This window comes from Flavobacterium ginsenosidimutans (genome assembly GCF_037478105.1).
Taxonomy (GTDB): Bacteria; Bacteroidota; Bacteroidia; order Flavobacteriales; family Flavobacteriaceae; genus Flavobacterium; species Flavobacterium ginsenosidimutans.
The window spans coordinates 3751944-3765350 of sequence record NZ_CP147988.1 but is presented as its reverse complement, the minus strand read 5'-3'; the positions used below and the strand labels follow the sequence as shown (position 1 = coordinate 3765350).

At 32.0% G+C, this 13407-nt stretch carries 12 protein-coding genes and 3 tRNA genes; 8 read left to right on the top strand and 7 right to left on the bottom strand.

The window, feature by feature from the left end:
* Positions 1 to 91: 91 nt before the first annotated feature.
* The 4 genes from V6624_RS16630 to aroB all read right to left on the bottom strand — a co-directional run bounded on the left by V6624_RS16630 (position 92) and on the right by aroB (position 4361).
* The gene (locus V6624_RS16630; RefSeq protein WP_162614910.1) at positions 92 to 508 is read right to left on the bottom strand and encodes a DNA primase; all 417 of its coding nucleotides are present in this window, start codon (positions 506 to 508) and stop codon (positions 92 to 94) included.
* An 8-nt stretch (positions 509 to 516) separates the two neighbouring features.
* Positions 517 to 1485, bottom strand: a complete 969-nt coding sequence (locus V6624_RS16625) for a deoxyhypusine synthase family protein (RefSeq protein WP_095931202.1) — start codon at positions 1483 to 1485, stop codon at positions 517 to 519.
* Positions 1486 to 1584: 99 nt separating this feature from the next.
* The gene (locus tag V6624_RS16620; protein ID WP_111283907.1) at positions 1585 to 2988 is read right to left on the bottom strand and encodes an arginine decarboxylase; all 1404 of its coding nucleotides are present in this window, start codon (positions 2986 to 2988) and stop codon (positions 1585 to 1587) included.
* A 305-nt stretch (positions 2989 to 3293) separates the two neighbouring features.
* The gene (aroB, locus tag V6624_RS16615; protein ID WP_111283905.1) at positions 3294 to 4361 is read right to left on the bottom strand and encodes a 3-dehydroquinate synthase; all 1068 of its coding nucleotides are present in this window, start codon (positions 4359 to 4361) and stop codon (positions 3294 to 3296) included.
* A gap of 249 nt (positions 4362 to 4610) precedes the next feature.
* Here aroB and V6624_RS16610 point away from each other — a divergent pair, with 249 nt between their 5' ends.
* Positions 4611 to 5780: a proline dehydrogenase family protein gene (locus V6624_RS16610; protein WP_338839404.1), complete on the top strand. Its 1170-nt coding sequence runs from the start codon at positions 4611 to 4613 to the stop codon at positions 5778 to 5780.
* A gap of 109 nt (positions 5781 to 5889) precedes the next feature.
* Here the strand turns inward: V6624_RS16610 and V6624_RS16605 are convergent, their stop codons facing one another.
* Positions 5890 to 7680, bottom strand: coding sequence for an ABC transporter ATP-binding protein (locus tag V6624_RS16605; protein ID WP_111282889.1), 1791 nt, complete (start codon positions 7678 to 7680; stop codon positions 5890 to 5892).
* Between the two features lie 263 nt (positions 7681 to 7943).
* On the opposite strand from V6624_RS16605, the gene V6624_RS16600 reads away from it, so the two are divergent.
* The 3 genes from V6624_RS16600 (at position 7944) to V6624_RS16590 (ending at position 8340) form a co-directional block, all read left to right on the top strand.
* A tRNA-Val gene (locus V6624_RS16600) sits at positions 7944 to 8018 on the top strand.
* Positions 8019 to 8107: 89 nt separating this feature from the next.
* Positions 8108 to 8182 (top strand) — tRNA-Val (locus V6624_RS16595).
* Positions 8183 to 8259: 77 nt separating this feature from the next.
* Positions 8260 to 8340, top strand: a tRNA-Tyr gene (locus V6624_RS16590).
* 57 nt (positions 8341 to 8397) lie between these two features.
* On the opposite strand, the gene V6624_RS16585 is transcribed toward V6624_RS16590, so the two are convergent.
* Complete coding sequence (locus tag V6624_RS16585; RefSeq protein WP_111282883.1) at positions 8398 to 9054, bottom strand: hypothetical protein; 657 nt, start codon at positions 9052 to 9054, stop codon at positions 8398 to 8400.
* Positions 9055 to 9266: 212 nt separating this feature from the next.
* Here V6624_RS16585 and V6624_RS16580 point away from each other — a divergent pair, with 212 nt between their 5' ends.
* Entirely contained in the window at positions 9267 to 9809 is a 543-nt protein-coding gene (locus tag V6624_RS16580) for a DUF3575 domain-containing protein (protein ID WP_338839400.1), read from the top strand.
* A 233-nt stretch (positions 9810 to 10042) separates the two neighbouring features.
* Complete coding sequence (locus tag V6624_RS16575; RefSeq protein WP_338839398.1) at positions 10043 to 11212, top strand: chromate transporter; 1170 nt, start codon at positions 10043 to 10045, stop codon at positions 11210 to 11212.
* A gap of 12 nt (positions 11213 to 11224) precedes the next feature.
* On the opposite strand, the gene V6624_RS16570 is transcribed toward V6624_RS16575, so the two are convergent.
* Positions 11225 to 11728, bottom strand: coding sequence for an endonuclease V (locus tag V6624_RS16570; RefSeq protein ID WP_338839397.1), 504 nt, complete (start codon positions 11726 to 11728; stop codon positions 11225 to 11227).
* A 210-nt stretch (positions 11729 to 11938) separates the two neighbouring features.
* Between V6624_RS16570 and V6624_RS16565 the strand changes: the two genes are divergently transcribed.
* Positions 11939 to 12781: a chromate resistance protein ChrB domain-containing protein gene (locus V6624_RS16565; RefSeq protein ID WP_338839396.1), complete on the top strand. Its 843-nt coding sequence runs from the start codon at positions 11939 to 11941 to the stop codon at positions 12779 to 12781.
* A gap of 84 nt (positions 12782 to 12865) precedes the next feature.
* Positions 12866 to 13363, top strand: a complete 498-nt coding sequence (locus V6624_RS16560; RefSeq protein ID WP_111291163.1) for a hypothetical protein — start codon at positions 12866 to 12868, stop codon at positions 13361 to 13363.
* Positions 13364 to 13407 lie beyond the last annotated feature (44 nt).

Below are 13407 nucleotides of genomic sequence, written 5' to 3'. Positions count from 1 at the left end.
GCAAAAATATAAATTTTGGTTAAACTTTAAATTAAAACATAAAAAAAGGAACCCAAATCGAGTTCCTTTTATTTATTTTAAAGAAAATGAATTAATCTTCATCGTCTTCTTCTTCATCATAATCAGTGTCGGCTTTGTCATCATCGTCATCGTCATCATCGTCATCACCTCCATCGCTATCAGGTTTGTCTAGATTATCATCGTCGTCATCATCGTCGTTGCTAATATCTTCATCTAGATCTATGCCTTTAACTGGTGCAATTGCATCTACATCAACATCTAAATCATCATCTTCATCGTAGTTTTCAATTCTGTCGGCAAGTTTAGTACTAATTTTCACCAAATAAATTGTGTCTTCAGTACGAACTTCAACAGCTTCAACCAATTCGTTTTTAGCATTTCTAAAACGGATTACATCCGAATCATCATAACCATCAGGAAATTTCTCTACCAAAAGGTTTAAAATTTCGTTGGTAAGTTTGGCGTAGTCTACTATAACTCTTTTCATAAATTATTCTATAAATCTAATAAATATGCAAAAATTAACGGAGCAACAATTGTAGCATCCGATTCAATAATAAATTTAGGGGTTTTGATGTCTAATTTACCCCAAGTGATTTTTTCATTTGGAACTGCTCCAGAATAAGAACCATAACTAGTTGTTGAATCTGAAATTTGGCAGAAATAGCTCCAAAATGGAACATCGTGCATTTCCATATCTTGATATAGCATTGGAACTACACAGATAGGGAAGTCACCAGCAATACCACCACCGATTTGGAAGAATCCAATTCCGTTTGAACTGTTTTTAGAATACCAATCCGCAAGGAAAGTCATGTACTCAATTCCAGATTTCATAGTAGATGCTTTCAATTCACCTTTAATCACGTATGAAGCAAAGATGTTACCCATTGTGCTATCTTCCCATCCAGGAACGATAATTGGTAGGTTTTTCTCTGCAGCTGCATACATCCAGCTATCTTTTAAATCAATTTCATAGTACTCTTCTAAAACGCCAGATAACAACATTTTGTACATGAACTCATGTGGAAAATAACGCTCTCCTTTATCATCAGCATCTTTCCAAATTTTGTAAATGTGTTTTTGTAAACGACGGAAAGCTTCATGCTCAGGAATACAAGTGTCAGTAACACGATTTAATCCTCTTTCTAATAAAGCCCACTCATCTTCTGGTGTTAAATCACGATAATTAGGAACTCTTTCGTAGTGAGAATGAGCTACTAAATTCATGATATCTTCTTCTAGATTTGCTCCAGTACATGAAATAATATGTACTTTGTCTTGTCTGATTACTTCGGCAAAAATTTTACCAATTTCTGCTGTACTCATTGCGCCAGCCATACTTACCAGCATTTTTGCACCATCAGCTAATTGCTGCTCGTATGCTTTTGCAGCATCTACTAATGAAGCAGAATTAAAATGCAAATAATGTTTTTCAATAAACTGACTGATTGGTCCTTTCATTTTTTTTTGTTTTTTTTGAATTAAAAAGTTTAACCTTTTTGGATGTTAATGCAAATTAAGAAATTTTTAAGAAAAATTAGAACTTAATCTGCCGTTTTTTTACACCTTTTTTTTGTAGCCTAGAATCTTTAAAACATCGTCAGAAGTTTGCTGTTCTGAGAACACTTCAGTTGCCAGAATTCCGTTTTCGTCACGATCAATTAAAATGTGTTTAGGCTGCGGAATCAAACAGTGGTGAAGACCACCATATCCTCCAATTGTTTCTTGATAAGCGCCAGTATTAAAGAAACCAATATATAAAGGTTTTTCTTTGTTATACTTAGGCAGATAAATGGCGTTCATGTTTTGCTCAGAGTTGTAATAGTCGTCACTATCACAAGTCAGACCTCCCAACAGAACCCGTTCGTAAGTATCATTCCAACGGTTGATAGCCAGCATGATAAAACGTTTGTTTATAGCCCAAGTATCTGGTAAAGTGGTAATGAAAGATGAATCGATCATATTCCATTTTTCTCTATCATTTTGTTGTTTTTGATACAAAATCTGATAGATTGCACCACCGCTTTCACCTACTGTAAATGATCCAAATTCCGTAAAAATATTTGGAACATCTACTTCAGCTTCTTCACAAGCAATTTTAATTTGATTGATAATTTCATCAATCATATATTGATAATCATATTCAAAGGCAAGTGAGTTTTTAATTGGGAAACCACCACCAATGTTAAGGCCGTCTAGAGTAGGACACTCTTTTTTAAGAGCTATGTAAACTTTAATACATTTTACAAGCTCATTCCAGTAGTATGATGTATCGTTAATTCCAGTATTGATAAAGAAGTGAAGCATTTTCAGCTCTAATTTATCATTTTCCTGAATTTGTTTTTTATAGAAAGAAACTATGTTTTTGTAACCAATACCTAATCTAGAAGTATAGAACTCAAATTTAGGCTCTTCTTCGGCAGCAATACGGATTCCAATTTTGAATTTCCCTTTAATTTCTGCTTGAAGCAAATCTAACTCTTCATAGTTATCAATAATTGGAATAGTATTTTTATGTCCGTTATTGATTAACCTACCAATGTTAGTAATGTACTCGTCTCTTTTAAAACCGTTACAAATTACGTACGTGCTTTTGTTGATTTTACCATTTTCCAACAAATTCTCAACAATATTAACATCAAAAGCAGATGATGTCTCTATATGAATGTTATTCTTGAAAGCTTCATTCATAATATATTCAAAATGAGAGCTTTTTGTACAATAACAATAGTAGTATTTTGCGTCGTATTTGTTCTTCTCCATTGCTTTTCTGAACCAAGCTTTTGCTTTATTTATGTTTTCAGAAATCTGAGGCAGATAAGTAAACTTTAACGGTGTACCATATTGTTCAACCAATTTCATCAAATCGATGTTGTGAAACAATAAGTTGTCTTTGTTTAATTTAAATTCCTCTTGTGGAAAGTAGTATGTTTGGTTTATTAGATCAGAATATTTTGTATTCATTTATTTGTCAAAGTTTTAGAGATTGTAATTGTATTTTAAATTTAGTGTTTTTTATGCTAAATCTTAAATTCAAACTCTAATATTGGCAAATATAATCGGCAGTTTTTCGTGCTCGGCTTTTGAACATTGGAAAACATCAAAACAAAACGGACTTTTACTATTATAAAAACGATTCAACATTCTAAGTAAAGAACTGTTGAGGCGGTTTCTATAAGAGCTAAATTGTCTTTGCTGCTTGTTTGTTTTCATGGGGCAAATGTAAAAAATAAAATATACCAAATGCAACGCTTTCGATTAAAAAAAGTTTAAGATTTATAATCTTGAAACGCATCTAGAATCAATTTATTTTCAACGGATTGGTTAATTTTTATCTTTCCGATTCCTTCAATTAATGCAAATTGAATTAAACCGTATTCATTTTTTTTGTCGTGAATTAACAATTCTAAGATCGGATCGATGTCATTTTCTTCAAAAATTATATCCTCATAAATACCTTTAATTATAGTTTTAATTTCTCTGTATTCTTCTTGAGAAATTAAACCTTTTTGAAGAGAAATATAACTTTCTAAGATCATTCCGACTGCAATAGCTTCTCCGTGCAGTAAAGTCGTTTTTTCTTTGCTTTCTAGGAAGTATCCTTCAATAGCGTGGCCTAGCGTATGTCCGAAGTTTAAAGCTTTACGGATATTTTTCTCAGTTGGATCTTGAATAACGATTTCATTTTTAATTTCAACTGAACGATAAATTAATTGATCTAATTCATCGAAAACAATTGATTTTAAATCTGAAAACTGTCTCCAATATGGCGCATCATATATCAAACCATGTTTTAGCATTTCTGCTAAACCTGAACGCATTTCGCTTTGCGGCAAAGTTTCTAAATATTTTGTGTCAATTAGTACCATTTGCGGTACATTGATAACTCCAATCTGATTTTTAAGATTTCCTAAGTCAACACCCGTTTTTCCTCCAACAGATGCATCAACCATAGATAATAAAGTAGTTGGGATATTAATAAAATCTACACCTCTTTTAAAAGTAGAAGCCACAAATCCACCTAAATCAGTAACAACGCCTCCTCCTAAATTAATAATAAGAGATTTTCTATCGGCACCAAGTTCTGTCAAAATATTCCAGATCTCAATACAAGTTTCAATATTCTTATTTGCTTCTCCAGCTTCAAACTCTATGATTTCAATTGCCAAATCAGTTTCAACAAGAGGAATAAATTTAGACAGACAATATTCATTGGTTTGATCGTCTACAATTATAAATATATTAGAATATTTATTTTCTCTTAAATGTTTATTTAAAGCTTCGTAAGCATTCTGGTTGAAATGTACGAGATAATTGTTGGCTTGAATAGATTGCATAATTCTTTAGTTAATTGAAAGCGCAAAAATAAGGCATTTTTAGTTTAATAATATTCAAACTTTAAGGCTAATTTGTTTAAAATACTGATCTATATCCTAATTAAGAATAAAACTAATTTTAAGAATGGGTAAACATTTACTTCATAATTTAATATAAACAGCAGTCTGATTAAAGATATTAAAAAATATGATATCTTTTGATGAATAATATTCAAAACACTCTCTATATTTGCATAAAAAATAAATTTAATGGAAAAGATATTCGATAACACTCAAGTTGCTTTTTCACTTAAAAGTGATACGGAACTTGATAGAGCTTATTTCCTTTTCAAAATGATTGACAGCGAGCCTTTGGTAAGAATTGGAACAGCTGTAACTAATTTTGCAATTAAAGCTCATTTACCAGTAGAAGGATTAATTCGTGCAACTGTTTTTGATCACTTTTGCGGTGGTGTAAACGAAAATGACTGCCTTAGTGTTGTAGACAAAATGTTTACAAAAGGAGTTTCGTCTGTTTTGGATTATTCTGTTGAAGGAAAAGAAGAAGAGGAGCAATTTGACGCTGCTTTGGAAATGACACTAAGAACAGTAGATTTTGCAAAAGAACGTCTTGCAATTCCATTTGCGGTATTTAAGCCAACTGGTTTAGGACGTTTTGAATTATATGAGAAATTAGGAGAAAAACAAGCTTTTACTCCTGCAGAACAAGCAGAATGGGATAGAGTAGTAGCTCGTTTTGATAAAGTTTGTAGTGAAGCTCATAAAAAAGATGTAGCATTATTAATTGATGGTGAAGAAAGCTGGATGCAAGATGCAGCAGATGATTTGGTTACCGATATGATGCGCAAATACAATAAAGAAAAAGCAATTGTATTCAACACTTTACAAATGTACCGTTGGGATCGTTTAGATTATTTGAAAAAACTTCATGAAATTGCAAAAGCAGAAGGTTTCTATATCGGAATGAAATTAGTTCGCGGTGCTTACATGGAAAAAGAACACAAAAGAGCTGAAGAAAAAGGGTATGTTTCTCCAATCTGTGTTTCTAAAGAAGCTACTGATATCAATTATGATAATGCTGTACAATATATGTTAGAGCATATCGATAAAATGGCCATTTTTGCAGGAACTCATAATGAATTGAGCTCTTATAAATTGATGGAAATGATGGAGCAGAGAGGTATCGCTAAAAACGATAATCGAATCTGGTTTGGACAATTATACGGAATGAGTGATAATATTAGCTATAACTTAGCAGAAAACGGGTATAACGTTGCTAAATACTTACCATTTGGACCTGTAAAAGATGTTATGCCATACTTGATTCGACGTGCAGAAGAAAACACTTCTGTTGCTGGTCAAACTAGCCGTGAATTATCTATGATTAAAGCAGAACGTAAACGTAGAAAAGAGAAATAATTTTTAGTTTTCAGTCTCAGTTTCAGTTTACAGTTAAAATAAAAAAAAGCTCCAATTAATATTGGAGCTTTTTTTATGGAATTTGGAATTTAAAAATTGAAATTTCTATTTAAGAATTGCTAAACTGCAAGTTGCTTAAGTTTTTATAAATTCCGTTTTCTAAGTTTATTAGTTCTTGGTGTGTTCCTTCTTCAGAAATTTTTCCGTTATCTAAAACCAAAATTTTATCTGCATTTCTAATTGTAGAAAGCCTGTGCGCAATAATAATACTTGTTCTTCCTTCCATTAAAATTTCTAAAGCTTCTTGAACTAGTTTTTCGCTTTCACTATCTAAAGAAGAAGTTGCTTCGTCTAAGATCAAGATACTTGGATTTTTAAGCAAAGCTCTCGCAATCGCAATACGCTGGCGTTGTCCGCCCGAAAGTTTAACTCCACGCTCTCCAACCAAAGTTTCAAATTTCTCTGGAAAACCATCTACAAAATTGAATGCATTTGCTTGTTTAGCTGCTGCAATGATTTCCTCTTCTGAAGCATTTGGGTTTCCGTAAGCAATGTTTTCTCTAATTGTTCCTCCAAATAAAATTACATCTTGAGGAACAATACTCATATTTCCACGAAGTTCTTCTAAATCATAATCGTGAATACTTTTTCCGTCAACTAGAATTTCTCCAGAAGTTATATCGTAAAAACGTAATAATAAAGATGAAATAGTAGATTTTCCAGCACCACTTGGTCCGACGATTGCTATTTTCTGTCCAAATTCAGCATTGAAATTAACGTCTTTTAAAACCTGAACCTCTTTTCTTGAAGGATAACTAAAAGCTACATTTTTAAAAGCAACATTTCCTTTTATTTTCTCAACAGCTGTAAGTCTAGGCTTAGCATTGATTTCTTCAGGAGTTTCCTCTAATAATTCAAAAACACGCTCAGTTGCACCAACGGCTTTTTGAATCTGCGCATACATCTCGGCAATTCCACCAAATGAAGCTCCGATAAAAGTAGTGTATAATACAAAAGAGATTAAATCACCGACACCTTCAACTTCTCCTTTAATTGTCAATGTTATTCCGTACCAAACTACAGCAACAACACATCCGAAAAGGCATAGAATAATAAATGAAGCAAAATAACCTCTGTATTGACCACCTTTTATGGCGATTTTTACAATTTCTCTAATCTTATTTTTATAACGCTGAATTTCGTACCATTCGTTAGCAAATGCCTTTACATTGCTGATTCCTTGTAATGTTTCTTCAACAATAACTTGGCTTTCGGCTACTTTATCTTGTGTTTTTTTTCCGTATTTACGAATGAATCTTCCAAAGATTACAGCTGCAACCGCCACAACAGGCACAATTGCAAGCATCATGAAAGTTAATTTTGGACTAATGCTTCCTAAAATTACAAAACCTCCAATAATTAAAATAAATTGGCGCAAAAATTCAGCGATTGTTGTGCTAAAAGTATCTTGTAACTGCGAAATATCAGCACTAATTCTACTATTAAGTTCTCCAACACGTTTTTGAGAATAAAATGACATTGGTAATTTTATCAGGTTTTCATACAATGCGAAACGAATATTAGAAAGAGAGTTTTCTGTAAAATTTACAAACAATGAAATTCTAAAAAATGAGAAAATTGCCTGAAGCACCAAAATCCCCATTAAACCAAGCGCAATTTCGTTGGCTTTAGAGAGGTCTTTATTAGTAACACAGTCAACAAGCATTCCCATTAATTTAGGGAAGGCAAGGGCAGTGGCGCTTGTTAGAAATAGAAAAACCAAACCTAGGAAAAATTTCCATTTGTGATTTTTAGAATATTTAAAAATTCTGAGAGCTTTTTGAAGAGAATTAGAGTTTAATTTAGCTTTCGGTAAATCATTTTCTTGAAATCTTGCCATTTGAATATACAATTAAGGTATGCAAAGGTATGACTAAGTCGATTCACTACAAAGTAATATTAAGAATTAGAGCTTTTAATTTGGCTTTTTAACGAAATTATAAGAAAGAGAAAAAAAACTTTATTTTTTAAAGGATTGAAAAATAGCTTTCTAAATAAAAACACGAAAAAATATTTCATTTTTTTTCTAAAAAAGCTTGCAAATACAAAATCTAAGCGTATTTTTGCACCCGCAATCACAAACGATAGCAGCCTAGTAAAATAGGGCGATTAGCTCAGCTGGTTCAGAGCACCTCGTTTACACCGAGGGGGTCGGGGGTTCGAACCCCTCATCGCCCACAAATTTTTTAATAAAAAGGCTTGCAAATACAAATTCTAAGTGTATATTTGCACACGCTATCAGAAACGATAGCAAACCTAGTAAAATAGGGCGATTAGCTCAGCTGGTTCAGAGCACCTCGTTTACACCGAGGGGGTCGGGGGTTCGAACCCCTCATCGCCCACAAAGAAACTCCTTAAATTTATAAGGAGTTTTTTTTTCGATTTTTGAGTGCTTATGAATTAATCAACACTCAAGTTTGGGGAGATACTCAAGCGGCCAACGAGGGCAGACTGTAAATCTGCTGTGTGAACTTCGCAGGTTCGAATCCTGCTCTCCCCACAAAAAACAAAAGCCTGTAAATCTTTCGATTTATAGGCTTTTTGCTTTTTAGTAAGTTTATTTTATTTCTATACTTCCACACTCAATTTCTTTGTCTCTGATTTTATAAAAAAGTTTTTGTCCTTTTAAACTAAGTTTTGTTCGTAAGACACCATATTTGTCTCCACCTCCAATCAACCGAAGTGTTACAACATAAAATCCAGTCGATTCTTTTGGTTTGACAGCTCTTTTTAATGAAGACGGTTTATCAATATTCTTATCCAAAAAAGGTTCTAAATTCGTTAACCCGTAATTAAATAAAGGTATTTTCTGAATTTTCATCGTATCAGACGGAATCAATGTTTTATAATATTTGCCTGGTAAAGCCGGAATTTCATAAGAATCAACAGGAAAGTCAATTTTCAATTCAATCGGATTATCCGTTTCATTAATTATTCGAGTCCAAAATACAGCATAGATATATTTGTGTCCTTTAGGATCAGTATATTTTATTCCGCCTTTTGGAAAGCTGTTTTGTATTGTCAATTTCGCACCTTTAGAGTTAGTATACTCATATTTAGTATAAACACCTTTATCTGTATTGGCAGATTTTTGTTGATCTTTTATCAACTCAAAAGTATCTTCACCACCATTTTCTGGTGTCGATTTACTAGTTTGATTACAAGAAAAAAATCCTACTGACACCAAAATCAAGACTATTATGTTTTTTTTCATAGTTTTCCATTCATTGAACAAAAATCAACTCTTTTACCTTTATACACGCTTATTTAAAACTTAATTTCTTATTGCTAAACAATTCTTTTACAATCAAAATAGTTTTTTAGACTCGAAAATTTGTGTTCGTTTTAACAAGTCGTTTAACGCAATTTAACAACTTCATATTAAAATTATTTTATGTTTACTTCAAATTTAAACTATTATAATTTATGAAAAAAACATTACTAGTTATCTTAATTTTCCTTTCATTTTTATCGGTTAAAGCTCAAAATGAAGCAAACGAAAATCCTTATCAGAAAAACAATGAAATCAAAGTAAATGTACTTGGACCTCTTATGGGAGCATTTCAAGCAACTTACGAAAGACATTTGAATTCAAAATCTTCTTTAGGAATTTCTTATTTTTATGTATTTAATAATACCGAAAACGAGGACTTAAACTATTCTATTTCTCCTTATTACAGAAGATATTTCGGAAAAAAGTATGCCGCAGGTTTTTTCCTAGAAGGATTTACAATGCTAACTTCTATTGACGGAAAGAAAATATACACATCAGAAGATCATTCTACCTTTACTGAAAATCCCGATGTTATAGATCTTGCTACTGGAGTTGGTTTAGGATGGAAATGGGTTTCGAAAGGTGGTTTTGTTTTGGAAGCAAATTTAGGCTATGGATTTTTGTTATTTAATGCCAATAAAACTGACCATAATATCGTAAATAAAATTGGCGTAAGCGCTGGATATAGGTTTTAATATAAAAAGCTCCTTAATTTCTTAAGGAGCTTTTTATTTGAATTAAGTTTTTCAATAATTTCTTTATTATTAATCCTAAAAAAAGATTTTATCCTTACTGTAATTTCATGGCTTTTCGTTAAATTAATAATTAGGAAAAAAGTAATCTAGATACAAAAGGTAAATAAGATGCTATTTTAAATTATACTATTAATCTAGTTTTGATTTTTCAATTTGAAATACGTTTTTAAATTATGAGTGCAAATGCAAAATATAGCTTAAGAGAATTAACCTTGTACTTTTTAAAACTTGGCTCTATTGGTTTTGGAGGCCCAGTGGCATTAGTTGGTTATATGCATAAAGATTTGGTAGAAAATCGAAATTGGATAACCGAAGAGGAATATAAACAAGGTTTAGCATTAGCTCAATTAGCTCCAGGCCCTTTGGCGGCACAGTTAGGAATTTATTTAGGATATGTACATTACGGCATAATAGGCGCTACCTTGATAGGATTTGCATTTATACTTCCTTCTTTTATAATGGTAGTTTTACTCGCAATTATATACCGATTATATGGTAGTTTATCTTGGATACAAGCCGTCTTTTATGGTGTAGGCGCAGCTGTTGTTGGAATTATAGCTATGAGTTCCTATAAGCTTACAGTAAAATCAATTGGTAAGTTCAACATTGCTTCTTTTAAATCAAATTGGCTCTTATGGCTTTATTTTATTTTAGCCATTGCAATAACCTATATTACCGAACAAGAACAAATATTGTTATTTGTTACCGCTGGGATTTTGTATATGATTGCAAAAGCGCCTCCACGTTGGTGGAATTCAAAAGTAGCAAGCTCTATAATTCTTTTTCAAATATCTTTTTGGGATTATGAAAGCACAACCTTAATGAAAATCGCTATTTTCTTTGCTAAAGCTGGCGCTTTTGTTTTTGGAAGCGGATTGGCAATTGTTCCTTTTTTACATTCAGGTGTTGTTGTAGAGAATCAATGGTTAACAGAACAGCAATTTCTAGATTCGGTTGCTGTAGCCATGATTACGCCAGGACCAGTTGTGATAACTGTTGGATTCATAGGATATTTAGTGAACGGATTTTTAGGCGCTTTAGTCGCTGCATTGGCAACATTTTTACCTTGTTATTTTTTTACTATAGCAATGGCACCCTATTTTAAAAAGATTGCCAATAATAAACCTGTTATAGCTTTTGTAGAAGGAATTACTGCGGCGGTTGTAGGCGCTTTAGTCGGTTCTGTTTTTGTTATTGCAAAAAGAAGTATTGTAGATATTCCTACATCAATTATTGCTGTAATTACGGTTTTAACCTTGATTTATATAAAGAAACTTCAAGAGCCTTATATTATTCTAATCGCAGCCGTTTGTGGTTTGTTTTTAAAATTTTATATCCTCTAATTTTTTTATAAATCAGCTTTCTTTAGTCAATCTATCCAATTCTTTCAGCAAAGTCGGAAATCTAAATTCTCCGGCCATGCTTTCCACTTTTTTAAAAGCTTCATCCAAATCAATTCCGATAGAAGTAATGTATAAAGGTTTCTTGCTATCGCCTCTAAATAAAGCTTTTTTATTCTTTTCTATAGAAGCAAAATTTGTTTTGGCAACGCCAATAATTGGAATTTCTTTATTCAGTTTTTCGTATAAGTAACCGCCTAAACCGTATTTCTGTTCATCATCTAAATAAACAAATCCATCAACTACAATAGTTTCAATTGTCGATAGGTCAATTTGTTTTAATAAACTTAAAATGCAAGGTAATTCTCTTTTATAAAACTCACCAGGAATATATTCTTCTACATTGCCAATTATTTCAGAATGAATCTTGAAGTTTTTGTCTTCGTTCCATTCGGCAAATTCAAGACAGATTGTTTTTGCTTTATCATCAAAGTAATAAGTATCAAAAGCTAAGATCATTTGGTATAAAATATTTTAATTTCAGCTAATATAGAAAAACCTTACAAGGAAATCGTCTGATCTTTAGTAATTAATTAAAAACTTTAGGAAATAGTTTTTAGGTACTTCTAAATCAGATTAAAAGATTTTTTAAAATTCAGTTTTTGAAAGCTTCTCAAATAAATGTAGCTTAGCTGATATTTTTAGAAACAAATCCAAAACTACATCAAAATGAAATGGATTACCAGAGAAAGACCAAAAATTGACCGAATCGCTTGTCCTTGGCTTATTAGAAAATTTGTTGACCACGAAGCTGATTTTATTTATGTCCCTTTTGATGATGTAATTTCTAAAGCAAAAGAATTAGACGCAATTCCATTTGATATACCAAATGTAGAGTTTACACATTACAATGAAGAATGCACTTTTGATTATATTGTAAAAAAATATGAAATTAATGATCCTGCTGTTTTAATTATTGCTGGAATTGTCCGTGGCGCAGATACTGACCGACATGAAATTGCAAAAGAATCGGCTGGACTTTGGGCAATTTCGGCTGGATTAGCTTATAACAATAAAGACGATTATGAACTTTTAGAAAAAGGCATGATTCTTTATGACGCTTTGTATAGTTGGGCAACACATTTGTATGAGCAGAATCATTTACAGAATAGTCCGTTTGAGAAATTATTACATGAGGTTTATAACAAGTTTCTAAAAGACAAAAAAACTTCTGGAAAAACGCCTTCTTGGGTTAAAGATTTAAAGAATATCATTCAAGATCAAATAGACGCACAATTTACTTTTGATTTGAAGAAAATTTCAAACGAACTAGATTTGAATCCGTCCTATTTATCCCGAGAATTTTCAAAACATTTTGAAGATTTAAATTTTGGTGAATATGTTAGAAAACTTCGCATCGAGAAAGCAATCAATCTTATTGAGAATTCGTCTCATACATTAACCGAAATAGCTTATATGACGGGGTTTTCAGACCAAAGTCATTTTACTCGAATTTTCAAACTCCATACAGGTAAAAATCCATCTTCTTATAGAAAAAAGGTAAAAAAGTAAACAAGATACAAAAGGTAAACCAGATACTATTTTTTGGTTTTAGAAGCTTCTAATTTTGTTTTTATAACCAAAACTATAAAAACAATGTTTCTTAAGCACGCTTTCTTTATTGCAATATTATTTTCGAGTTTATCAGCTTTCGCGCAATCAGCATATCCTAAAATAACGGGGTATTTTGGTATAATGCATCCAATTGTTACGGTTAATAAAGACGAGACAACTGTCAATTTTAGAGATTATTACGCCGTTGGATTTCCTACTGGAATCAATATCTGGAAAAATGAAAAAATTGGATTTTCTTTCGAAATGGTTCCAAATATAAAAGACGATCAAGGAACGAGCAAAGTAACAGGCTTATTGTTCCATCCTGGAGTTTTAGTCGCTTTAGGAAAGGGGTACACTTTTGCAGGAAGAGCCGCTTTTGAAAGTAACGGCCGATACGGTTTTACGCCAGTTTTCAATAAAACCATAATTAAAAACAACAGCTGCAGTTATTATGTTGCTGTGCCTTTACCGGTTCGCTTTGGTAATGATCATCCTGCTAGTTTTACAGTTGGTTTTCAGTTTGGAATTGCTTTTTAGGACTTCAAAAACAATCATTTACAGATTAATTGATTAACTTAGAT